The 21,797-nt window shown below is 73.6% G+C and carries 23 protein-coding genes and 1 pseudogene; 12 read left to right on the top strand and 12 right to left on the bottom strand.

Annotated elements, in window-relative coordinates; translation table 11 throughout:
• The first annotated feature begins 355 nt into the window (after window positions 1–355).
• On the top strand, window positions 356–1,462 hold the full coding sequence (locus tag AB0G74_RS24675) for an NUDIX domain-containing protein (RefSeq protein ID WP_361150023.1): 1,107 nt from the start codon (window positions 356–358) through the stop codon (window positions 1,460–1,462).
• Between the two features lie 97 nt (window positions 1,463–1,559).
• Here the strand turns inward: AB0G74_RS24675 and AB0G74_RS24670 are convergent, their stop codons facing one another.
• A complete protein-coding gene (locus AB0G74_RS24670) occupies window positions 1,560–2,258 on the bottom strand; it encodes an MBL fold metallo-hydrolase (RefSeq protein ID WP_361150021.1) in 699 nt (232 codons plus the stop codon).
• A gap of 401 nt (window positions 2,259–2,659) precedes the next feature.
• Here AB0G74_RS24670 and AB0G74_RS24665 point away from each other — a divergent pair, with 401 nt between their 5' ends.
• Together AB0G74_RS24665 and AB0G74_RS24660 are read left to right on the top strand one after the other, a co-directional pair.
• Entirely contained in the window at window positions 2,660–3,235 is a 576-nt protein-coding gene (locus tag AB0G74_RS24665) for a hypothetical protein (protein WP_361150018.1), read from the top strand.
• Window positions 3,236–3,326: 91 nt separating this feature from the next.
• Entirely contained in the window at window positions 3,327–4,730 is a 1,404-nt protein-coding gene (locus AB0G74_RS24660) for a hypothetical protein (RefSeq protein ID WP_361150016.1), read from the top strand.
• Window positions 4,731–4,820: 90 nt separating this feature from the next.
• Here AB0G74_RS24660 and AB0G74_RS24655 read toward each other — a convergent pair whose 3' ends face one another.
• The gene (locus AB0G74_RS24655; RefSeq protein WP_361150013.1) at window positions 4,821–5,942 is read right to left on the bottom strand and encodes a hypothetical protein; all 1,122 of its coding nucleotides are present in this window, start codon (window positions 5,940–5,942) and stop codon (window positions 4,821–4,823) included.
• A 314-nt stretch (window positions 5,943–6,256) separates the two neighbouring features.
• Between AB0G74_RS24655 and AB0G74_RS24650 the strand changes: the two genes are divergently transcribed.
• Window positions 6,257–6,589 carry a hypothetical protein gene (locus AB0G74_RS24650; RefSeq protein ID WP_361150011.1) on the top strand — a complete coding sequence of 111 codons (333 nt, stop codon included), beginning with the start codon at window positions 6,257–6,259 and terminating at the stop codon, window positions 6,587–6,589.
• A gap of 182 nt (window positions 6,590–6,771) precedes the next feature.
• Here the strand turns inward: AB0G74_RS24650 and AB0G74_RS24645 are convergent, their stop codons facing one another.
• Window positions 6,772–8,145: a dipeptidase gene (locus AB0G74_RS24645; protein WP_361150009.1), complete on the bottom strand. Its 1,374-nt coding sequence runs from the start codon at window positions 8,143–8,145 to the stop codon at window positions 6,772–6,774.
• Window positions 8,146–8,290: 145 nt separating this feature from the next.
• Between AB0G74_RS24645 and AB0G74_RS24640 the strand changes: the two genes are divergently transcribed.
• Window positions 8,291–9,610, top strand: a complete 1,320-nt coding sequence (locus tag AB0G74_RS24640; RefSeq protein ID WP_361150007.1) for a geranylgeranyl reductase family protein — start codon at window positions 8,291–8,293, stop codon at window positions 9,608–9,610.
• A 141-nt stretch (window positions 9,611–9,751) separates the two neighbouring features.
• Here the strand turns inward: AB0G74_RS24640 and AB0G74_RS24635 are convergent, their stop codons facing one another.
• Window positions 9,752–10,225, bottom strand: a complete 474-nt coding sequence (locus AB0G74_RS24635) for a nitroreductase/quinone reductase family protein (protein ID WP_361150005.1) — start codon at window positions 10,223–10,225, stop codon at window positions 9,752–9,754.
• A 172-nt stretch (window positions 10,226–10,397) separates the two neighbouring features.
• Between AB0G74_RS24635 and AB0G74_RS24630 the strand changes: the two genes are divergently transcribed.
• The 3 genes from AB0G74_RS24630 to AB0G74_RS24620 all read left to right on the top strand — a co-directional run bounded on the left by AB0G74_RS24630 (window position 10,398) and on the right by AB0G74_RS24620 (window position 13,239).
• Window positions 10,398–11,096, top strand: coding sequence for a TetR/AcrR family transcriptional regulator (locus AB0G74_RS24630; protein WP_361150002.1), 699 nt, complete (start codon window positions 10,398–10,400; stop codon window positions 11,094–11,096).
• Window positions 11,097–11,233: 137 nt separating this feature from the next.
• Window positions 11,234–12,469 carry a sensor histidine kinase gene (locus AB0G74_RS24625; RefSeq protein WP_361149999.1) on the top strand — a complete coding sequence of 412 codons (1,236 nt, stop codon included), beginning with the start codon at window positions 11,234–11,236 and terminating at the stop codon, window positions 12,467–12,469.
• Window positions 12,470–12,540: 71 nt separating this feature from the next.
• Window positions 12,541–13,239: a response regulator transcription factor gene (locus tag AB0G74_RS24620; RefSeq protein WP_361150034.1), complete on the top strand. Its 699-nt coding sequence runs from the start codon at window positions 12,541–12,543 to the stop codon at window positions 13,237–13,239.
• On the opposite strand, the gene AB0G74_RS24615 is transcribed toward AB0G74_RS24620, so the two are convergent.
• The 4 genes from AB0G74_RS24615 to AB0G74_RS24600 all read right to left on the bottom strand — a co-directional run bounded on the left by AB0G74_RS24615 (window position 13,200) and on the right by AB0G74_RS24600 (window position 14,682).
• Complete coding sequence (locus tag AB0G74_RS24615; protein WP_361149996.1) at window positions 13,200–13,508, bottom strand: DUF6332 family protein; 309 nt, start codon at window positions 13,506–13,508, stop codon at window positions 13,200–13,202. The genes AB0G74_RS24620 and AB0G74_RS24615 overlap by 40 nt on opposite strands.
• A gap of 35 nt (window positions 13,509–13,543) precedes the next feature.
• Complete coding sequence (locus tag AB0G74_RS24610; RefSeq protein WP_361149994.1) at window positions 13,544–14,296, bottom strand: maleylpyruvate isomerase family mycothiol-dependent enzyme; 753 nt, start codon at window positions 14,294–14,296, stop codon at window positions 13,544–13,546.
• Window positions 14,297–14,371: 75 nt separating this feature from the next.
• Entirely contained in the window at window positions 14,372–14,518 is a 147-nt protein-coding gene (locus AB0G74_RS24605; RefSeq protein WP_361149991.1) for a hypothetical protein, read from the bottom strand.
• A 17-nt stretch (window positions 14,519–14,535) separates the two neighbouring features.
• Window positions 14,536–14,682 carry a hypothetical protein gene (locus tag AB0G74_RS24600; protein ID WP_361149989.1) on the bottom strand — a complete coding sequence of 49 codons (147 nt, stop codon included), beginning with the start codon at window positions 14,680–14,682 and terminating at the stop codon, window positions 14,536–14,538.
• 486 nt (window positions 14,683–15,168) lie between these two features.
• Here AB0G74_RS24600 and AB0G74_RS24595 point away from each other — a divergent pair, with 486 nt between their 5' ends.
• The 3 genes from AB0G74_RS24595 to AB0G74_RS24585 all read left to right on the top strand — a co-directional run bounded on the left by AB0G74_RS24595 (window position 15,169) and on the right by AB0G74_RS24585 (window position 18,108).
• Window positions 15,169–16,383, top strand: a complete 1,215-nt coding sequence (locus tag AB0G74_RS24595) for an ROK family protein (RefSeq protein WP_361149986.1) — start codon at window positions 15,169–15,171, stop codon at window positions 16,381–16,383.
• A gap of 387 nt (window positions 16,384–16,770) precedes the next feature.
• A complete protein-coding gene (locus AB0G74_RS24590; RefSeq protein WP_361149983.1) occupies window positions 16,771–17,652 on the top strand; it encodes a YhjD/YihY/BrkB family envelope integrity protein in 882 nt (293 codons plus the stop codon).
• Between the two features lie 150 nt (window positions 17,653–17,802).
• Window positions 17,803–18,108: an SHOCT domain-containing protein gene (locus AB0G74_RS24585; protein ID WP_361149981.1), complete on the top strand. Its 306-nt coding sequence runs from the start codon at window positions 17,803–17,805 to the stop codon at window positions 18,106–18,108.
• Between the two features lie 25 nt (window positions 18,109–18,133).
• On the opposite strand, the pseudogene AB0G74_RS24580 reads toward AB0G74_RS24585, so the two are convergent.
• Window positions 18,134–18,604, bottom strand: a pseudogene (locus AB0G74_RS24580) (ATP-binding protein); the annotation flags it as partial.
• 375 nt (window positions 18,605–18,979) lie between these two features.
• Window positions 18,980–19,303 carry a hypothetical protein gene (locus tag AB0G74_RS24575; RefSeq protein WP_361149978.1) on the bottom strand — a complete coding sequence of 108 codons (324 nt, stop codon included), beginning with the start codon at window positions 19,301–19,303 and terminating at the stop codon, window positions 18,980–18,982.
• Window positions 19,304–19,573: 270 nt separating this feature from the next.
• Here AB0G74_RS24575 and AB0G74_RS24570 point away from each other — a divergent pair, with 270 nt between their 5' ends.
• On the top strand, window positions 19,574–20,734 hold the full coding sequence (locus tag AB0G74_RS24570; protein WP_361149976.1) for a PLP-dependent cysteine synthase family protein: 1,161 nt from the start codon (window positions 19,574–19,576) through the stop codon (window positions 20,732–20,734).
• Window positions 20,735–20,819: 85 nt separating this feature from the next.
• Here AB0G74_RS24570 and AB0G74_RS24565 read toward each other — a convergent pair whose 3' ends face one another.
• Both AB0G74_RS24565 and AB0G74_RS24560 read right to left on the bottom strand, forming a co-directional pair.
• The gene (locus tag AB0G74_RS24565; protein ID WP_361149974.1) at window positions 20,820–21,296 is read right to left on the bottom strand and encodes an SRPBCC family protein; all 477 of its coding nucleotides are present in this window, start codon (window positions 21,294–21,296) and stop codon (window positions 20,820–20,822) included.
• A 129-nt stretch (window positions 21,297–21,425) separates the two neighbouring features.
• Window positions 21,426–21,791 (bottom strand): cupin domain-containing protein, encoded by a 366-nt coding sequence (locus AB0G74_RS24560; RefSeq protein WP_361149971.1) that lies wholly within the window; start codon window positions 21,789–21,791, stop codon window positions 21,426–21,428.
• Between the last annotated feature and the right edge of the window lie 6 nt (window positions 21,792–21,797).

The following is a 21,797-nucleotide window of genomic DNA, read 5'->3' as shown; positions in this document are numbered from 1 at the left end:
CCAGCCCGATCTTTTCAACCTGAAGACGGCATACGCGATGTCTACTTGTGTGTCTGGTGTTCAGACGTGTGCTCGTCCGTTCGGGCCGCCCGCCCGCGGGGGGCCCGACCGGCGGAGCACCCGTGGGGGATCGGTGGCCGCCCCGCCCCGCCCCCCCCGGGGCGTGGTAGGGCCCGGGACGTCCACCGATCTCTTCCGTAAAGTGGCACGGCTCCAATGCCTTCGCGGACGCCCGGCCCGGGACCCGGGCGCCCGGCGGACACCTTTCGACCGGTGACGGCCACGGATGGTTCCGGCGGGTTACGCGGTGGGGCGTTGCGGGCAATCCATTGTGGGCTATGGAAGAGGGGGAAACGTGATCGTCTGGCTGAACGGCGCGTTCGGAGCCGGAAAGACGACCACCGCGGGCGAACTGGTCGAGCTGATCCCGAACAGCACACTGTACGACCCCGAACTGATCGGCGACGGACTCCGGCTGCTGCTGCCGCCGAAGGCCCTCGACGAGGTGACGGACTACCAGGATCTGCCCATCTGGCGGCAGCTCGTGGTGGACACGGCCGCCGCCATACTGGCCGAGCTGGGCGGGGTGCTGGTGGTGCCGATGACCCTGCTGCGCCAGGAGTACCGGGACGAGATCTTCGGCGGTCTGGCCGCCCGGCGCATTCCGGTGTGCCAGGTGCTGCTGGAGCCGGACGAAACGATCCTGCGCGCCCGGATCGAGGCGCGGGCCGAGTCAGCCGACGCCGGTGCCGGTCGCTGCGGCGACCACGGTTCCGGCGCCGCGCGCCCGGCGGGCGCGGACGGGGGAGCCGTCCCCGCCGACCGGGACCGGCGCCGCCGTTGGGCGCATGACCGGGTCGAGCCGTATCGCGCGGCCCTGGAGTGGCTGCGCGACGACTCCTTCGTGGTCGACAACGGCACGCTCGACCCGCGCGGGACCGCGCACCGGATCGCCGAGGCGGTACGGACCGGGGAGGCGGGGGTCTGCGAGATCGTGCAGACCCCGCGGCCCGCCGCCGAGACCGTCGCCGCGGGGGTGCTCCTCTTCGACGACGCGGACCGGGTCCTGCTGGTGGACCCCACCTACAAGCCCGGCTGGGAGTTCCCGGGCGGTGTGGTCGAGTCGGGCGAGGCACCCGCGCGCGGGGGGATGCGCGAGGTCACCGAGGAACTGGGCATCGCCCTCGGCCGGGTGCCCCGGCTGCTGGTGGTGGACTGGGAGCCGCCGAGACCGCCCGGCCACGGCGGGCTGCGGCTGCTCTTCGACGGCGGCCGGCTCGACCGGGCCGACGCCGACCGGGTCCGGCTGCCCGGACGGGAGCTGCGCGCCTGGCGGTTCGTCGGCGAGCGTGAGGCGGCCGGACTGCTGCCGCCCCAGCGGTACGAGCGACTGCGCTGGGCGCTGCGGGCCCGGGAACGGGGCGTCGTCCTCAATCTGGAGTCGGGCGTACCGGTCGGCTGACGGTCGCCCGAGTCATCCGACGCTCTATTGAGTAAACGTTTCTGCAATGGAGCGTGCCCCACTCGTGTCCCGGGGTGCGAACCGCCCAGGACTGTATTTAGCCGGCCGCCGCGGCCTCTTCGGCCGCGGCCTTCAGTACCGCCGCCGTATTCCTGGTCACCGGATCCCCGTGGCCGAAACAGACCGTCGTCGGAGCGAGGCCGGCGAACCGGGCCATGGACGCCTTGGCCCGCGCCCGGTCCGTGTTGAACACTCCGAGGATCACCCGGTCGACGGCGGCGACCGCGTCCCCGGTGAACAGGACGCCGTGCCGGGGCAGATGGACGCCTATGGAACCGTCCGTGTGCCCCGGCGCGTGCACCACCACGGCCCCGTCGCCGAAGCCCAGCGCGTCGCCGTCGGTCACCTCGCGGTCGACCCTGGTCGGCGGGGCTTCCGGCACGGTGAGGCCGTGCTCCCACAGGGGCCGCTCCCAGTCGAGCAGTACCGGGTCGGGGACGGGCGCCTCGCCCCGGATCACCGGGGCGTCCAGCCGGTGCGCCACGATCTCGGCGCCGTAGCGGTCCGCCAGCTCACCGGCGGCGCCGATGTGGTCGCGATGGCAGTGGGTCAGCACGATCCGGCGGAGCCGGGCGGGGTCCTCGCCGGTGGTCCTGATCCCCTCCTCGATCGCGCCCGCCGCGTCGGCGTCACCGGAGTCGATCAGGGTCAGTCCGTCGTCGTCGCGCCAGAGATACGCCTGGCCGATCCGGAACCTGAACATGTGGAGCCGGGGCCGTACGTCGATGATGTCCATGCCCCGAACCTAAGTACGGCCGGGCCGCCGCGTCCCGTAAGTACGCCGACGGCGATCTTCGCCCGACGCTGAACCGCCCGGTACCGCCGTACGGCGGTACCGGAGCCGGACTCGAACCGGCACGCCGCCCCGATCTGCGGGAAGGGGGGAACCGGGCCGGAACCGGCAGGCCGTGGACAGGGCTCCGACCGGCTTGTACCGCCCGGGCTCTGACGGCCCGTCGGCCCGGTCGCGCCGATGGCCGTCCGCCGTTCCCCCGGCCGTGCGCCCATCCGAAGGCAGTTGTTCCGCCAATGGCCCAAGATCACCGGCGGTCGGACGGCGGGACCGGACGGGCTGTCCGAGCCTGTCGGACGGTGGCCGCGCGCTCCGGCCCGCCACCGCCCGACGAGAGGAGACCCATGCGTGCCCCGTCTGTCCGCACGGCCGTCCCGGGGGTGATCGTCGCCGTGACGGGCCTGGTGATTCTCGGATTCGGCCCGCCGTCCGCCGCCACGGTGACACCGCCGGGGGAGTCCGTACCGTACGCCGCTGCCGCCGCCCGCGCCGACGACGCCCCGACCGCTCCGATGCCGAAGCCCCAGCCCCCGGCGCCCGGAAAGCCGTCGGCCCCCGCCGTGCCGCCGGCCAAGAACCCGGTCCCGGCCCCGCCGCCGGGTTCGGATCCCTGCGAGTCGATCAACGGCATTCCGGCGAGTACGTCCTGCTCGGGGGTCTCCCAGAACCAGGCGGCGAACGACAAGTGCCAGGTGGAGAGCTTCCACGACTGCGCCGTACCCATCACGGGCGCGGCCCGGGAGAACTGGCAGCAGGACCAGGACGCCCATGCCCAGGCGCGGGACGAGTTCCATGGTGTCGAGCGGCAGCAGTCGGCGGAGAGCGGACGGCAGGAGCTGTGCCACTCCTCCTCCGGGATGCGGGACCGGCTCACCGACAGCCAGGTGATCGTCCCCCCGTCCGAGTGGTGGGCCTGCTGACTCCCCGATCCGGCCGCCCCGAGCGGCCCGCTGGCCCCGCCCCTTCCTCCGCCCCGGACGCCGGGGCCCGTACCAGCCAAGGAGACCATCCGTGTCACGACGCCGTACGCGACGCTGTACGACGGTCCTGCTCGGCGGCGCGCTCGCGCTGACCGCCCCGCCCCTTCCGGCCCACGCGGCGGAGGAGGTCGCCGTGCCCGTCGAGAACCCGGATCTCGCCGATCCCGCGGTGACCGGTACCTCGCCCGCGACGAAGCCCCCCGACCGGTGGACGGCCGTGCAGACCCTGCACTTCCCCGCGGCGCTCGCCGGTCACCCGGAGAAGCTCCAGGCGGCGTCCCTGAACCAGAACGGACCCGGCACCCTCACCACCCGGCTCTGGCGGGTCCAGAAGGGCGCCAAGGCGACGGTCACCTGGGACGACAGCCCCAGCACCCATGGCGACTGCAAGCCCAACGAACTGACCGAGGGGCAGACGTACGAGGTCACGGCCCCGGGGACGACCGGCGGCGCGCCCGTCTCCTTCACCACCAAGGGCACCCCGGAGAAGGGCAGACCGGCCTGGCAGTCGGGGCGTTCGTACACCTTCACGGCGGGGGAGAACAACCCGAGGATCACCCTGGCCTCCAAGCAGCCCGACAAGGCGTCCAAATGCGGTCCGCTGGTCACCCGGTTCCGCGCCGTCCAGGAACCGGCCCCCGTCCCGTACACGGACAAGAAGCCCCGGCTGCCGATGCCGGAGGCGTACAAGCTCCATGAACCGGTCCCGCCGAAGGATGTCGTCACGGCCTGCAACAGCGCCGGTGCCTGCCGGTTCGAGAAGGACGACCGGTACTCGTTCCGCTACTACGACCGGCCGCGGATGGTGGGGCAGGCGTATATCAACTGCACCCGGAACGCCGTCACGGACCAGCGGTCGGTGCGGTGGGAGGAGTACTCCTACGACAACATCACCCAGTACTTCGTGAAGGCGGAGCAGAAGCCGCTCACCCCGAAGCGGGAGATCCTCAAGGAGAGCCTGCCGCAGATCGCCGCCCAGATCGAGGGCGGCTTCACCCGCGCCGACGGCAATCCGCTGGAGATGGCCACCACCAACCCCCTCGCCTGGGACCGCAAGGAGGACCGCACCCTGGAGGTCACCGTCCAGCCCGGTGAGGTCAGCTGGATCGAGGTCCAGCCCGCCCGGGAGCGGATCACCGGCACCCTGGTGAAGAACCCCGATCTCCGGCTCGATCTCACCGTGGACGTTCCGTCGGGATCGTTCGGCGACCGCTTCTACCAGCGCACCGGGCCGATGAGCAAGGTGGAGCTGAGTCGTTGCGCCGACGCGCGTGACAACGCGCGCACCCCGGACGAGACGATCGGCGCCCCGACCCTGCGCTCCGGCGGGCCGGTGGCCGGACTCGTACCGGTGGATGCGCCCACGACGGAACGCGCCACCCGGTCACGGCAACTGCGCCCCACCGACGCGGAGTCGGGTACGGCCCGGCGCTGACACCGGACGGGCGGGGTGGGACGGGCAGGGGCGGAGAAACGATACGTCGCTTCACCGCCCCGCCCGCCCCCACTGCTCCGGCCTCCGCCCTCAGCCGGTCCGGCGCCATGTGCTCCGGTCGGGCGCCAGGACGTAACTCCCGGTCAGCACCCTCGGTGTGGTGCGGGGCACCGCCGCCCGGTTCGTTCCGGGCTCGTCGTCGGGCTGGCGTGCCTGCGCCCCCGAGGGCCGCAGCGACTGGCACTTGTCCGGGTTGGTGAAGGTCTGCGCCACCACCGTGCTGGAGTTCACCGTCGACGGCCCGTCCACGGCCACGTTCCGTACCAGCTTGTCCGTACCGTCCACGACCAAATCGCCGACGGTACGGGTCATCGCGTTCAACGCCCCGAACTGCAACTCGTCATTGGCCTTGATGGTGAAGGTGACCTCGGTCGTCTCCGTGTTGGTCATACTCCACGTACGGTTCCAGGTCCCCTTGAAGGCGGCGGTGAAGGCCCCCTTCAGCGCCAGATGGATATTGCTCCGGGACGCCACGGTGGTACTGCCCGTCTCGGTCATCTGGTCCGTGTTGGTGGTGGTGTGTTCGGCGGTGACGCTCGTCTTGGCCTCGCCCTCGACGGTCGTCTCCTGATTGGGCCCCTTGTCCTTGGGCGCCGTGTGGTTGGTGGTGCTGATCTTCCCGGTGCCCTCTTTGGTCTCGCTCGCCTTGTCGCTCTCCTCGTGCGTCTGCTGGGCCTGGACCGTACCCGTGCCGGAGCCGCTGACCTCGTTGTCGGTAGCCACCTCCCCCTCGACGGTCCCGCTGCCGGAGACCTCCCCGCCGATGTTGTCCGTACTGCTCGACTCCAGCGTCACGGTCCGCTTCACGGTCATCGGCTCATTGGTGCAGTTGATGGCGCCGTTGGCGACCGAGTACACGGCGCTGGTGTACTCCCGGGCGCGCTTCGGGTCCAGCCGGAACGAGCAGGTGTGCCGGTCCCGCAGACCACAGAGCCGGGTCACCTCCGAAACCGACTTCAGCGCCCGGTCCCCGGCGAAGGCCCCGGCCTTCGGCATCGCCCCCGGATCCGAGCCGCCGTCACCTCCCGGACCGGCGGCAGCCCCGGCGGGCGGCGCCAGCGCCAGGGCGAGGGCGGAGAACGCGGGTACGACGACGGCGGTACGGCGGACGAACCGCGTACGGGCGCGGGGGCTTCGGGTGCCTTGGGCCATGGGGGTGGTCTCCTTCTCCTCGGCCGGACCCGGGCGGGGCCGTACCGAGCACGGACCGCCCCGGACCCGGGCCGACGGCGGCGCGGGCGTACTGCCCGGGATGGTGCGTCCATCGTCGGTGCGCCCGGCGGCCGGTGCGACCGCTGGCCGCCGCCCCTGCGCCGATCGGGCAACGCCGTACGGCACTCGGGTGGTTGGCCGGGCGGGCCCGGTGCGTACGCGCGGACGGCCGGGTTCCGCCGTGCCACGGTGGGGGCATCCGGTGGCGCCGTCGCGTCCACCGTTCCCCCTGTTGAAAACGAAGGAGTACCGGCATGGCCAAGACGAAGGTGAAGTTGCGGGTCAGAAACGTCAACGGGCAGGTTGTCGGCGCGAAGGCCAAGGTCACCGCGTTCCTCACCAGCATCCCCGACGGGGAGGCGATCGAGGGCGAGGACATCGAGTTCTACGCGGGCGACGGCGACACATTCGCGGGTACGGCCCGCACCAACGACCGCGGCGAGGCCGAACTCGACAGCGGCAACAACTACCTTCAGGTCATCAAGTGGGGCCGGGCGATCGAGGGCGGCGTCAGCGCCGAGTACCACGGGAGCGCCCAGTACCAGTCCCACCCCCGGGTGAGGGCGTCGATGTCCGAGGGCGGCTGACCGGCCGCGGGCCCGGGGCGGACCGCCCGGGGCCGTACACCGCGGGTGTACGGCGGCCGGCCCCGCCCGGAGCCCGGCGCCGACTCGCCCGGCGGCTCACGGAGACGGGCCGCCGGGCGCCCGGCGGAAAGGCCGGGTGCTTGGTGGAAGGACCGGGCGCCTTCGGGCGCCCGGTGGACCGCTCAGGCGGCCGGCACACCCTTCGACGCCGCGTAGTTCCGCAGGAACAGGGCCTCCGCCACCGACATCCGCTCCAGCTCCTCCGGCGAGACCGACTCGTTCACGGCGTGGATCTGCGCCGCGGGCTCGCTCAACCCGATCAGCAGGAACTCCGCCTCCGGGTAGAGCCCCGCGAGGGTGCCGCAGAGGGGGATCGAGCCGCCCTCGCCCGAGACCTGCATCTCCTGGCCGGGGTAGGCCACTCGCATCGCGTCCGCCATCGCCGTATAGGCCGGGCTGCCGGTGTCGGCGAGGAACGGCTGTCCCAGCCCGACGTGCTCCACCGAGACCCGGGCGCCCCACGGCGTGTGCTTCTCCAGATGAGCCGTCAGCAGCTTCGTCGCCGCCACCGCGTCCTGCCCGGGCGGTACCCGCAGACTGACCGCGGCCCGCGCGCTCGCCTGGACCGACGGGGTCGCGCCCACCACCGGCGGGCAGTCGATACCGAGGACCGTGACGGCGGGCCTGGCCCACACCCGGTCGGCCACCGCGCCGGAGCCGATCAGACCGACCCCGTCCAGGACCTTGGCGTCCTCCCGGAAGGCGTCCTCCGGATACGCCAGGCCCTCCCACTCCTGATCCGCCGTCAGCCCGTCGACGGTGGTCGAGCCGTCCTCGGCCCGCAGCGAGTCCAGCACCCGGATGAGCGCGGCCAGCGCGTCCGGCGCGGCCCCGCCGAACTGCCCCGAGTGCAGATTGCCCGCCAGGGTGTCCATCCGGACCCGGACCACGGTCATCCCGCGCAGCGTCGCCGTCACCGTCGGCAGCCCGGTCCGGAAGTTGCCGGTGTCGCCGATCACCACGGTGTCCGCCGTCAGCAGGTCCGGGTGCGCCTCGGCGTACCGCTCCAGACCGCCGGTGCCCTGCTCCTCGGAGCCCTCCAGGATCACCTTCACCCCGACCGGCACCCCGCCGTTCGCCTTCAGGGCCCGCAGCGCGAGCAGATGCATGATGAAGCCGCCCTTGCAGTCGGCGGCGCCCCGCCCGTACCAGCGGCCGTCCCGGTCGGTCAGCTCGAACGGCGGCGAGTCCCAGCCGTCCGGGTCCAGCGGCGGCTGGACGTCGTAGTGCGCGTAGAGCAGCACCGTCGGCGCGCCCTGCGGGCCCGGCAGATATCCGTACACCGACTCCGTGCCGTCCGGTGTCCCGAAGACCGACACGTCCTCGAAGCCCTCGGCGCGCAGGGTGTCCGCGCACCAGCGCGCGGCGGCCTCGCACTCGCTCCGGGGGAACTGGGCCGGGTCCGCGACGGAGGCGAAGGCGACCAGCTCGGCCAGTTCGGTCCGGGCCCGGGGCATCAGCTCCGCTACGGTCTCGGCGATCGAATGGTCGGACATGGGCACGCTCCTCGTGGATGCGACGTTGAGGGTTGGTGTACGGCGAACGCGCGATCGATCCTGCCACAGCGTGACGGGACGACCGCGCCGTAGGATGCCGTACGGCAGCAGCGAGCACACGTCGGATCGGGAGCAGAACCACATCGTGAGCAGCGAGAACGGTGTCACCGGGGCAGGATCGGAAGCACAGGGGCACAGCGGCCCGGTGTGGGATGTGATCGTGGTCGGCGCTGGGCCGGCCGGAGCGTCCGCCGCCTACGCCGCCGCGGTCGCGGGCCGCCGGGTCCTGCTGCTGGAGAAGGCGGAACTGCCCCGCTACAAGACCTGTGGCGGCGGCATCATCGGACCGTCCAGAGACAGTCTGCCGCCTGGCTTCGAACTGCCGCTGCGGGACCGGGTGCATGCCGTGACCTTCTCCCTCAACGGGCGGCTGACCAGGACCCGCAAGTCGAAGCGGATGCTCTTCGGGCTGATCAACCGGCCGGAGTTCGACGCCATGCTGGTCGAGCACGCCGAGAAGGCGGGCGCCGTCCTGCGGACCGGTGTCACCGTCTCCCGGGTGGAGCAGCACGGCGCGGCCGTCCCCGACCGGCGGACCGTGGCGGTGGTCACCTCCGACGGCGAAACGATCCTGGGCCACGCGGTGGTGGGCGCCGACGGCAGCGCCAGCCGGATCGGGGCCCATGTCGGCGTCAAGCTCGACCAGGTCGACCTCGGTCTGGAGGCCGAGATCCCGGTCCCGGAGTCGGTGGCGGAGGACTGGGCCGGGCGGGTGCTGATCGACTGGGGTCCGATCCCCGGCAGTTACGGCTGGGTGTTCCCGAAGGGACGGATACTCACCGTCGGCGTGATCTCGGCCCGCGGCGAGGGCGCCGCGACCAAGCGCTATCTGGAGGACTTCATCGCCCGGCTCGGGCTGGCCGGCTTCGAGCCGTCGATCTCCTCCGGGCATCTCACCCGCTGCCGCAGCGACGACTCCCCGCTCTCCCGGGGCCGGGTCCTGGTCTGCGGTGACGCGGCCGGACTGCTGGAGCCGTGGACCCGGGAAGGGATCTCCTTCGCCCTGCGGTCCGGACGGCTCGCGGGGGAGTGGGCGGTCCGGATCGCCGAGGCCCACGACGCCGTGGACGCCCGGCGCCAGGCGCTGAACTACGCCTTCGCCGTGAAGGCCGGGCTCGGGGTCGAGATGGCCGTCGGCCGCCGGATGCTCGCCGTCTTCAAGCGCCGCCCCGGGCTGATCCACGCCGCGCTCACCGGGCTGCGCCCCGCGTGGCGGGCCTTCACCGAGATCACCCGCGGTTCGGCGACCCTGGCGAGCCTGGTCCGGGGCAGCGGGGTCGCCCGCCGGGCCCTGGAGGCGCTGGACCGCCGGATGGGCGAGCCCGCCGGACGCCCTGTCGGGGCCGACGGCGACGGCGACGGCACGCCGGGCGGCGACGAGAAGGAGCCGTCGGCGACCGCGTGACCGTTATTGTCCGATCAGCCCGGGCCGGGTTCGCGGGCCCGGGCTGACGCGTGTCGCCGCCCGGGCTTCCAACGGTCGTACGGGTCCGGCCGCGGCGGTTTCGGTACGTGGCCGGTTCCCCGGCGCTCGCGTTCGTACGGCTCATCGCTCGACGGTGAGCCGGAAGACCGGATGCCGGTCAGCCGCCGCGCGCAGCTCCTCGTCCGACGACTCCGCCGTCACCTCGCCGAAGAACCGGCCGACCTCCCAGCCCCAGCGCTCCAGGTAGGCCCGGAGCACCGCGGGCTTCTCCGCCGCGGCCAGCTCGACGGCGGTGAAGTTCCGGACCGAGCGGCCCAGGGTCAGCCTGCCGCCGCCCGCCGCCCGCATGTTCCGCACCCACTGGGAGTGGCCCCGGGCGGAGACCAGGAACGTCTCGCCCCCGTAGGTCAGCGGATTGACCGGGATGCTCCGCCATTCGCCGCTGGAGCGCCCGATCACCGACAGTTCGGCCGACCCCAGCAGGCTCACACCGCGCCGGGCGAGCCAGCCCACCAGCCGGCCGAAGGCGCTGTCGAACCGGCCGGGGCGGAGGTAGTGGGTGCCGGTGGCGGCGGTACCGGAGTGCTGTGACATCCGTTGCTCCTGTGTCGGTGATCGGTCCTGGTCGTCACAACCCGGCCGAGAGCGGTGTTCGTATTCGAGAGCAGTGCTCTCTTCGACTCCAGTGTGCGAGCCGTGCCGAAGAAAAGCAAGAGCACTGCTCTCGAAATTGGCCGGTGCTCCGAACCGTGGGAGACTGCGGACCATGACCACCATCCGCGGCGCCCGCGAACGGGCCCGAGCCGAAGTCACCGCCGCCATCAAGGACGCGGCCCGCCGCCGGGTCGCCACCGAGGGCGCGGCCGGACTCTCGCTCCGGGCGGTCGCCCGCGAACTGGGCATGGTCTCCTCCGCCCTCTACCGCTACTTCCCCAGCCGCGACGAACTGCTCACGGCGCTCATCGTCGACGCCTACGACGCGATCGGCGCCGCCGCCGAGGACGCCCTCGCCCGGACCGCGCCCGAAACTCCCCCGGTCGTCCGCTGGACCGCCGTCTGTACGGCGGTCCGCGCCTGGGCCCTGGCCCACCCGCACGAATACGCCCTGATCTACGGCTCGCCCGTACCCGGCTACGCCGCCCCCGGGGACACGATCCAACCGGCCGCCCGGGTCGGCCTGGCCCTGATCACCATGGTCCGCGAGGCCCGGGCCACCGCCCCGCTCACCCCGCCGCCGCTCGACCCGGCCCCGACCGCCGAGGCCGACCGGCTCGCCGCAGCCCTCGCCCCCGATCTGCCGCCCGCGACCGTGATCGCCATGGTCGCGGCCTGGGCCGAACTCTTCGGACTGCTCTCCTTCGAACTCTTCGGACAGTTCAACCGGATCGTCGAGGACCGTGACGCGTTCTTCGGCCGGGCCGTCGCCCGGCTGGCGTACGAGGTCGGTCTGCCGCCCCTGCCCTGACCCGGAGCGGCCCGGCCCGCGCCCGCCGCCGTCCGGCCCCGGGCCGGACTCTCCGGCGGCCGTACTCCCCGGGGAGTAGAGGTGATCACCACACCGGGGTGACGCGCGCCGCCTCCGCGCGCACTAGCGTTCCCGGTATGGACCACGACGCCGCCCCCGTCTGCGCCGGTCCCCCGGCGGCCGGGGACGGCGGACCCCCGTGGGCCCGGTTCCGGGAGCGCCGTCGCGCCGCCCGGCTGCCCTGGCCCTCGACCCTCCTCGTCACCGTATGCGCCGTCGTCGGTACGGGCTTCGCCGCCCGCAGCCACGGCGCCGCGGGCCGTGAGCCGCTGGACGCCCTCGGCTGGGCGCTGCTGCCGCTGATCCCGGCGGCCCTGCTGCTCCGCACCCGGTGGCCGGTCCCCGCCCTGGCCGCCGTCACCGGACTCACCCTGCTCTATCTCGGCCTCGGCTACCCCTACGGCCCCGTTCTGCTGCCGCTGGCCGTCGCGGTCTTCTCGGTGAGCGCCGCCGGACACCGGTACGCCGCCTGGTGGGCGGCGGGCGTCTTCTGGACCGGCCATGTCCTCATCGCCCACTGGCTCTACGCCCATCTGCCGCCGACCGGCGACGGCCCCGCGCCCTGGGGGCAGGAGCTGGTGGTGGCCGCCTGGATCGCCGCCGTACTCGCGGGCTCCGAACTCCTCCGGGTCCGGCGCGCCGAATGGGCCAGGGCCGCCGCCGAACGCGCCGCCGCCGCCCGGCGCCGCCGCGACGAGGAGCGGCTGCTGATCGCCCGGGAGCTGCACGACGTCCTCGCGCACTCCCTCTCCGTGATCCATGTCCAGGCCGGAGTCGGCCTCGCCCTCATCGACCGCGACCCGGGCCAGGCCCGTACCGCCCTGACCACGATCAAGGCGGCGAGCAAGGAGGCGCTCGGCGAGGTCCGTCAGGTACTCGACAGCCTGCGGGCGCCCGGTGACGCGCCCCGCGCGCCCGCGCCCGGACTCGACCGGCTTCCCGAACTGGTCGAGCAGGCCGGGAGCGCCGGACTCGCCGTCGACGTCGGAACGACGGGCACCCCGGTCGCCCTGCCGCCGGGGACCGATCTCGCCGCGTTCCGGATCGTCCAGGAGGCGCTGACGAATGTGGTGCGCCACTCGGGATCGCGTACCGCCGTGGTCCGGATCTCCTACGGGCCCGTCGGCCTGACCCTGCGGATCACCGACGAGGGCCCGGCCACCGGCTCCGACGCGGGCGGCAGCGGCAACGGGCTGGCCGGGATGCGGGAGCGGGCCGCCGGGCTCGGTGGCACGATCGAGGCCGGGCCCCGCCCCGGCGGCGGATTCGCGGTCCGCGCGGATCTGCCCCTGCGACCGAAGGAGACCCCGTGAGCGCCGCGACCCCGCCCCCCGGGCCCCGGGACGGCACCGGCCGGCCGGCCGGGCCTTCCGCACCGGACCCGGTGGCGGCGTACTCCGGCGCGGCGCGCGGGGCGCCGGTCCGGGTGGTGCTCGCCGACGACCAGCTCCTGGTCCGCGCGGGGTTCCGGGCCCTCCTCGACGCCCAGGACGACATCGAGGTCGCGGGGGAGGCCGCCGACGGCGACGAGGCCGTCCGCCTGGTCGCCGAAGTCCGGCCGGACGTCGTCCTGATGGATATCCGGATGCCCCGGCTGGACGGTCTGGCCGCCACCCGCCGGATCACCGCCGACCCCCGGCTCGCCGACGTCAGGGTCGTCATCTTGACCACCTTCGAACTCGACGAGTACGTCTTCGAGGCGATCCGCTCCGGCGCCTCCGGCTTCCTGGTCAAGGACACCGAACCCGATGAACTGCTGCGCGCGGTGCATGCCGTGGTCGCCGGGGACGCGCTGCTCTCGCCGGGGGTGACCCGGCGGCTGATCGCCGAGTTCGCCGCCCGCTCCAAGGCCCCGGCGGACGGCGGCAGGCTCGCCCCGCTCACCGAACGGGAGCGGGAGGTGATGGCCCTGGTCGGGCTCGGCCTCTCCAACGAGGAGATCGCCCGCCGACTGGTCGTCAGCCCCCTGACGGCCAAGACCCATGTCAGCCGGACGATGGTGAAACTCGGCGCCCGGGACCGGGCCCAGCTCGTGGTGCTCGCCTACGAGTCCGGACTGGTCCGCCCCGGCTGGCTGGGCTGACCGCCGCCCGGCCCGCCCCCGCCGCGCGGGCGCCGGCCGAACCGCCACAGCACCGTCGCCACCCGGACCGCGAAGACCACCACGGCGGCGGCCCGGCCCACGACCACCAGCCCGTCGGCGACCCCCGGCGACACCGGGAAGACCCAGCCGGGACCGGCGATCGCGCCGAACACCACCGCCGCCGCGAAGGCCGCGCTGACCAGGGCGTACCCGATCTCCACCGTGACGGCATCCCGTTCGGCCCCGGTCCGCTCCCGACGACGCGGCACGACTCCTCCTTCCGGGCGGCCCGTCCGGGCCACGCTCAGCCGATGGCGGACGACTCCCGCCAGAGCGCCGCGGTCGCGGCGTCCCCGGTCAGGGAAACGGCGCTCAGCGGCAGCCGGTTCCACAGCGTCAGATAGAGCCGCTCGGCGGTGTCGCGCAGTTCGCAGTCGGCCGGGCCCGTACCGGAGGCGTCGGCGACCACCGGCTCCTCGGTGATCCGTACCGTCCAAACGTCGCCGGTGTCGGTGGCCCCGACCCGCAGGATCCGGGGCGTCGCCGAGCGCACCCGGCTGCGGTCCTGGCCGTGCAGCTCCAGCAGTTCGGCGATGCCGTCGGCGGCGAATCCCGGGGGCACCGGGGAGAGGGTGCCCGCCGTACCGGGCGCGCCGCCCAGCGCCGATTCGGCGTCCACCCGGTGAACCGCCGTCTCATGGGCCTGCCGCCGGACCCAGAAGGCCAGCGGCGACGGGACCGGCCGGAAGGTCCAGCACGACAGGTCGTCCGGGGCCGCCGTGAGCGTCGAGACCAGCGACCGGTGCCCCTCCCGGAACCAGGCGAGCAGCGCGTCGCCGTCGTACGCGGGCTCGGGCTCCGGCGGCCGGTAGCTCTCCCGGCCCTCCGCGACGAGCGCCGTCACCCACCGGTGCACCGTCCCCGTGTGGCGGAGCAGGTCCCGCACCCGCCAGCCGGGACAGCCCGGTACCCCGGCATCGGCCCCGGCGGCCCCGGCCGCGTCCGCCAACAGCTTGCCCTCGCGGTCGACGACATCGATGAACTCCCCGTTCTCCATACGGCGATTGTGCCACTACGTGATCGGTCGGCGGCGGGCTCACCCGGCGCGTGATACGGAGTGGCGGCCGCCGGATCAGGCCCCCCGCCGCCCGTACGCCTTCCGCCCGGGGCGCCGCGAACGGGCCCCGGGCGCCGCCCCGGCCGGGGGCGCCGCGTCCCGTACCGCGTACGCCACCACGGCCTCACCCGCCATCGGCACCGCCACCATCGTCAGCGCCACCGGGAGGGAGTGAGGGATTACAGATCGGTGCGGAAACCGATCACGGGCGGGCCCAGCAGCATGCCCCCCGAGGCCGTGTCGTCGAAATGGCGGCGTCCGATGCGTGCGGTCGCGATGGCGATGGGGGTCCCCCGGCGAAGCCAGAGGGCGGTTGCCGGGTGCACGCCCCCTGGGCTCCGTCGGGGGACCCCGGTGGGCTACGGGGGCGAACGCGCGTGCCGGGCGCCATTATGACGACCCGGCCTAAGGGCTGTCCCGTAGTCCCCGGTGGATAGCGCACGGCGTCAGATGCGGTGTATCGCAAGGCGGAGGGGTGCTCGCATACTGGATGTATTCGGGTACTCCGACAACGCGGCGTGGGGGTACCTCCCGGGCCGCCGGGCCCAGGGGGAGTGCCGTAGCTGTCGTCGTGCGCCCACCGGGGATTACGGGACAGCCGTTAACCCGAGCGCGGACGCGGCGGCGATCCCGGAGGGGCCCGCGACGGCCCCGCGCCCCGGCCCGGCGGGGGCGCGTACGGCCCGCCGTCCCCGCGCCGGTTCATCCGCCGCCCACGGCGCCGGAGCCGTACCCCTGCCGTCCCCCCTTCGCACCGGGGGAGCCCCCGGCGGCGGACGGCGGACCCGTCCGGCCGTGGGAGACTCGCCTCCATGAACGGCAAGGCGACGACCGCCAGATCGAGACTGGAGAGAGGCCGGAGCGCCCTCGGCCCCGCGTTGGAACTCGTCCACACCGGGCGCGCGCCCACCCGGGCCGTCCTCACCGCCGAACTCGGTGTCACCCGCGCCACCGCGGGCGCCGTCGCCGCCGAACTGGAGGCACTGGGCCTGATCCGGGTCGACTCCAGGCCCGCCGCCGCCACCGGCTCCCAGGGCAGGCCCTCGCACCGGCTCTCCGTCGACGACAGCGGACCCGTCGTCCTCGCCGCCCAGGTCCATGTCGACGGATTCCGGGCCGCGCTCGTCGGCCTCGGGGGCCGGATCGTCGCCACCGCCCCCGGCTGCCTCACCCCCTCCGCCGACCCCGGACAGGTCATCGGCGCCGTCGTGGACGCCGGAGCCGCCCTGCTCCGGGCCGACGGCCGCAGGTGCGCGGGCGCGGGCCTCGCCGTGCCGTCGGCCGTCGCCGAACCCGACGGCACCGCCCTCAACCCGCTGCACATCGCCTGGCCCGCGGGCTCGCCCGTCCAGCGGATCTTCGCCGAGCACATCCGGGCCGCCGGAATCAGCGGCCCCGCGTTCACCGGCAACGACGTCAATCTCGCCGCCCTCGCCGAACACCGGCACGGCGCGGGACGCGGCTCCCGGCAACTGCTCTGCGTCGCCACCGGGCACCGCGGCGTCGGCGGCGCCCTCGTCCTCGACGGACGGCTCCACACCGGCAGTTCCGGGCTCGCACTCGAAGTCGGTCATCTCACCGTCCGCCCCGACGGCCGCCCCTGCCACTGCGGCAGCCGGGGCTGTCTCGACGTCGAGACCGACCCGCTCGCCTTCCTCACCGCCGCGGGCCGCGAGCCCGGCCCCGAGGTCTCCCTGCTCGCGCAGGCCTGCGAACTGCTCCGTACGGAGTACGACGACCCGGCCGTCCGGGCCGCCTGCGAGGAGCTGACCGACCGGCTCGGCCTCGGGCTCGCCGGACTGGTGAACCTGCTCGACCCCGACCGGATCATCCTCGGCGGACTCCACCGGGCCCTGCTCGCCGCCGACCCGGGACGGCTGCGCGCCGTCGTCGCCGACCGCAGCCTGTGGGGCCGCAGCGGCGGCGTACCGATCCTGCCCTGCACCCTCGACCACAACAGCCTGGTGGGCGCGGCCGAACTCGCCTGGCAACCGGTGCTGGACGACCCGCTGCACGCCCTCGCCTAGGGCGTGTTTCGAAAGTAGCGCCGTCCGCCCGAAGGGCGGGCCCCGCGGCGTCCGGTGCGTGCGATCGCGATGGCGGTGGGGTCCCCCCGGCGAAGCCAGGGGGACGGTCGTCTCGTAGGGGATGGGCCCGGGCGTACTCGGACGATCCCGACAACGCGGCCTGGGGGTACCGCCCGGGCCGCCAGGCCCAGGGGGAGGGCGTGCCAGGCGTCGCGGGGCAGGCGGGACTTTCGCAACACGCCCTGACCTCGCGGCGTACGGCCCGATCCGCCCAAAGGCGTACGGCGACCGGATCCCACGGCCTCCCCGCCCGCCGCCACGCCCCGCCGCCACCCGTCCGGGGGCACGGTTGACACCTCGCCCCGGTGGAACGGGTAGGCGACGACCATGACCATCCAGCCACCCGGCGTCCGTTCGCCGAGCGTCGCCGACCGGTTCCGGCGGCTGCACGACGCCGTCGCCGCGTCACCGGTCGGGCTCGGCTGGAACCGGGGCCGCGAGATGGAGCTCCTGCACCGCGCGATGGGCTTCGCCGCTCTCGGCTTCCTCACCCTGGTCCCCCTGCTGGTGGTGGTGGCCGCCGCCGACCCGGCCAGCAGCCAGGGCTTCGCCCGCTGGCTCGGTCAGGCCCTCGGCGTGTCCACCGCCTCCCAGGCGCAGGTCGAGCGGCTGTTCGCACCGCCGGGCACCGCCCTCCAGCGCACCACGGCCTTCGGTCTCGCGGCCCTCGCCGTCTTCGGGCTGACCTTCGGATCGGCCGTCCAGACGGGCTACGAGAAGGTGTGGGACCTGCCGACGGCCCGCTGGCACACCATGTGGCGGCATATCGTCTTTCTCGCCCTGCTCGTCTTCGCCCTGCTGGTCTTCGTCAACACCCCCGCCTTCGGCGACGACGCGATCGGAGCCGTGGGAACCGCCGTCGCCGATGTCACGGGCACCTTCGTCTTCTTCTGGGTCGCCCAGCGGCTGCTGCTCGGCGGCCGGGTCCGCTGGGGCGCGCTGCTGCCGGGGGCCGTCGCGACCGCCCTGTTCATGCTGGGGCTACGGGTCTTCTCACAGCTGGTGTTCTCCCCGCTGATCGCCTCGAACGCCGTCACCTACGGCCCCTTCGGCACCGTACTCGTCCTCCAGTCGTGGCTGGTCGGCGTCGGTGTGGTGGTCTACGGCGGGGCGCTCGTCGGCAGGCTCGTGCACGAGGAACGGGTCCGCCGCCGGATCGCCCGGGCCGTACTGCCCGATTTCGACGGCACCGGGCCCACCCCCCGCTGACCGGGGAGCAGCCGGGGCGGCCCGGACTGCTCCCCGGGCGGTACGGGCGGTCACGCCGCGCGGACGACGACACGGCGCGGCCCCGGCGGGAGCCTCGGAGGTGTCGCGGCACCGCACCGGCGGTGCCCTCCACCGAGGAGCTGACCGAAGATGAACACCCTGGCGTTCGGGGACGGGCACGGGCCCGGACCGTGGATTCTGCTCTTCCCGCTGATCTGGGCCGCCGTCGTGATCGGCACCGTCGCCCTGGTCCGGCGGACGGGGCTGTGGCGGGGCCCGTCCGGGCGCGGACCGCGGTACGCGACGGGGCGCGGCCCGGCGGGCGGGCCGGTGACACCGTCACCCGTGGAACTCCTCGGCCGCCGCTTCGCGGCCGGTGAGATCGACGAGGACGAGTACTGGCGCCGGCTGTCCGTACTCGACGAGCGGTTCGGCCCCGTGGAGGGGCGGCGCTGACCGCCGCCGTTCCACCACGGATCCCGGCTCCGCCGCCCCCTCCGGTCCCGGCCCGGTGGAGGGCCGGGGGCGGAGGCCGGTCGAGGGCGCGGCCGGCCGGTCAGTCGGCCGCGAGGGTGAACCAGACCTCCTTGCCGCCCTCGTCCCGGGGCCGCGCGCCCCAGTTCTCGCTCACCGCCGCTATCAGTTCGAGACCGCGGCCCGAGGTGGCGAGGGGATCGGCGGCCCCGAGTGTCGGCAGCCGGGGATCCCGGTCGCGGACCGAGACCGTGAGCCGGTCCAGGAGCAGTTCGACGTCGACGGTGCACCGTTTGTCGGGCTCCGCGTGCTGAAGGACATTGGTCAGCAGCTCGGTCACCCCGAGCGCCGCCGGGTCGATCAGCGGATCGAGATGCCAGTGGCGCAGTTGCGCCGAGATGATTCTGCGGACCTGACCGATCCGCGAGGGCACGGCTTGCAACTCCACCGTGCAATGTCTGCTGGGTTCGGTGATCACAGCTGCGACTCCCCGAAGTTGAGGTCCGGAAGAAGACGGAGGGATCGGATCCGACGAACGGCGGCGGTCCGCCTGACGGCGATGGCTGGATCACAGCGTGACCACTGCTTCACCCTGAGTGATATGTGTTCAGCGTGCGGCACCGGCACGGCCACCGCAACTCGGCGCCGCGCGAAACCCCCGGCCGACTGCCGTGCATGTTCCGTGCCGCCCATGCCACCCGTGCGGCCCCGTCACCGAGCCGCCGGACTCGGTCCTACCCGAGCCGGGGCGTGCTGCTTCCGGGTGTGCCCGTACCGCCCGGGGCGGCTCGGGCGGCCGTCGACCGGTCGCCCGGGCCCGTCCCAGGTGCGGTACGGGGCCGTCCCTCCGGGGTCAGCCCTCGCCGCCACCGGCCTTGCGCACGGCCTTCAGGAAGCGCCCCGCGAGCTTCTCGGGGTCGGCCGCCTCGTCGCGTTGACCCAGTGTCAGCCGGTAGCGCCTGCCGTTCACCGTCAGCGCCGTACTCGACTCGTCCGAGAACCACGCCTTCCCCGCCCTGACCGCCCGGACCGGGGCGCTGTCGATCACCCGGCCGTAACTGGTCAGCAACTGGAGCCTGCCGTCCTGGATGAGCACCTGACCGGCCTTGGTGAGCGAGCGGGGCCACCGCTCGATCCGCACCCCCGTGGCCCGGAACTCGGGCTCCGCCATGGCCATCCGGCCCCTCCTCCCCATCGTTCGCGTCGTCTGCTGGCAGTTTGCAACATACCGGCCCACCCGCACCAGTACGGCGGCCGGACGGGGTCCGCCCCCGGCCCGCGGGTGGGTGCGTTCGGCCCACAAGTCATGCCTATGGATGCCCCAAGCGGATGTTTGCGCAGGTGACGGGCTTACTGTGGCGGGAGGGACGCGAGCGTCCGGGGCGGTCCCGGGGAGCCGTGAGCGGACCACCGGGCACACCGGCGACGAGAACGGGCGGACGGCGGGATGAACGACGAACGACGGCCTGTGGACGGCACCACGGCCACCACGGCCACCACCGGACCCGATACGGGCTTCGGCGACGTGGACCGCAGCGATCCGGCCTACCGCGACTGGCTCAAGGAGGCGGTCCGCAAGGTCCAGGCCGACGCCAACCGATCGGCCGACACCCATCTGCTGCGTTTCCCGCTCCCCGACGAGTGGAGTATCGACCTCTACCTCAAGGACGAGTCCACCCACCCCACCGGCAGCCTGAAGCACCGGCTGGCCCGCTCCCTCTTTCTCTACGGGCTCTGCAACGGCTGGATCCGGCCCGGGAAACCGGTCATCGAGGCGTCCAGCGGCTCGACCGCCGTCTCCGAGGCGTACTTCGCCAAGCTGATCGGCGTCCCGTTCGTCGCCGTGATGCCCCGCACCACCAGCGCCGAGAAGATCCGGCTGATCGAGTTCCACGGCGGCGGCTGCCACTTCGTCGACGACCCGCGCCGGATGTACGAGGAGTCCGCGGCGCTCGCGGCCCGGACCGGCGGCCACTACATGGACCAGTTCACCTACGCCGAGCGGGCCACCGACTGGCGCGGCAACAACAACATCGCCGAATCGATCTACCAGCAGCTCAGGCTGGAGCGTTACCCGGAGCCCGCGTGGATCGTGGCCACCGCGGGCACCGGCGGCACCTCCGCGACCATCGCCCGCTATGTCCACTACATGCAGTACGACACCCGGATCTGCGTCCCGGACCCGGAGAACTCCTGCTTCTTCGACGGCTGGACCCGCGACGACCCGGGCGCCACCAGCGCCCGCGGCTCCCGGATCGAGGGCATCGGCAGGCCCCGGATGGAGCCCAGCTTCGTTCCCGGCGCCGTCGACCGGATGATGAAGGTGCCCGACGCGGCGAGCGTCGCGGCGGTCCGCGCCCTCGACACGGCGATCGGCCGCAAGGCGGGCGGCTCCACCGGAACCGGTCTGTGGAGCGCGCTGAAGATCGTCGGCGAGATGGTGGCCACCGGACGGCGGGGGAGCGTCGTCACCCTGCTCTGCGACCCCGGCGACCGCTATCTCGACAAGTACTACTCGGATGCCTGGCTCGCCGAACAGGGCCTGGACATCGCGCCGTACAGTGCCGCGCTCGACCGCTTCCTGACCACGGGCGCCTGGTCGGCCTGACCACCGGGTACGGCCCCCGCCAGCCGGGATCGGGGCCGGGGCCGGGGCCGTACGATCCCGGCCCCGGCCCCGCGCCGACGGGCGGTCAGCTCGCGGAGAGCCGCCGGTCCAGGGCCCGCATGGCACCCCGGAACGACACCCGCAGCCCCGGCGCGACGGCCCGCATCGCCAGCCGGGCGGCCCGCCCACCGTCCAGGGCGAAGGTCCACCGCACCCGGCAGCCGCCGCCCGGCTCGGCCGTGATCAGCCACTCCTCGGCGAGCGCGGTGAGCCCCGCCGCGTTGGTGGTGTCCGCCCGGTACGCGTACCGGGTGAAGGCATCGGTCGCCAGAATGGTCTCCTCGAACCGGATCCCGATCCGCAGCCGGACCGTGCGGCCCGCGCCCCCGCGGGTCGGCTCCGCCTCCCGCACCGCGTCGAACCACCCGGCCCAGCCCGGCACGTCCTCGGCGAGTGCCCGGTACACGTCCTGGGGCGAGGCCCGCAGATTCGCGGTGAAGACCGGCCGGACCGGCGCGGTGGCGATGAAGTCGAGTTCCACGGGGCGCAGTCGGCGAACCATGCGGATTCCTCCCGAGGCGTGGACGGGACGGTAACGATAGCGGCGGTACGGGTCCCGTGCCGCCCGGGAACGGGGCCGTACCGGCGGCCCGGGGACCGGTCGCCGGGCCCCGGACCTCGGGCTCCGTGCTCAGCCCAGGGGCTCCGCGGCCTTGGTCAAAGGGCCGCCCGCGTCACCGGTATTGATGACGCCCGCCGGTTCCACCAGCAGGATGTGTGTCTCCTCGTCGGCCACGGGGCAGTGTTCGACGCCCCGGGGCACCACGAACAACTCGCCCGCCCCGAGCGTGACATCACCGTCCCGGAGTTGGATGGTGAGCCGTCCGGCGATCACCAGGAACAGTTCGTCGGTGTCGTGATGGGTGTGCCAGACGAACTCGCCTTTCACCTTGGCGAGTTTGACCTGGTAGTCGTTGAGTCCGGCGATGGTCCGCTGGGCCCACAAGTCGTCGAAGCGGGCCAGTTCGCGGGCGAGATTCACGGCGGTCGGTTTCATGGACCG

The sequence above is a fragment of the Streptomyces sp. NPDC020875 genome (genome assembly GCF_040641415.1).
Lineage (GTDB): Bacteria > Actinomycetota > Actinomycetes > Streptomycetales > Streptomycetaceae > Streptomyces.
The sequence above is the reverse complement of the archived record's forward strand: the minus strand, read 5'-3'. Positions and strand labels throughout refer to the sequence as shown.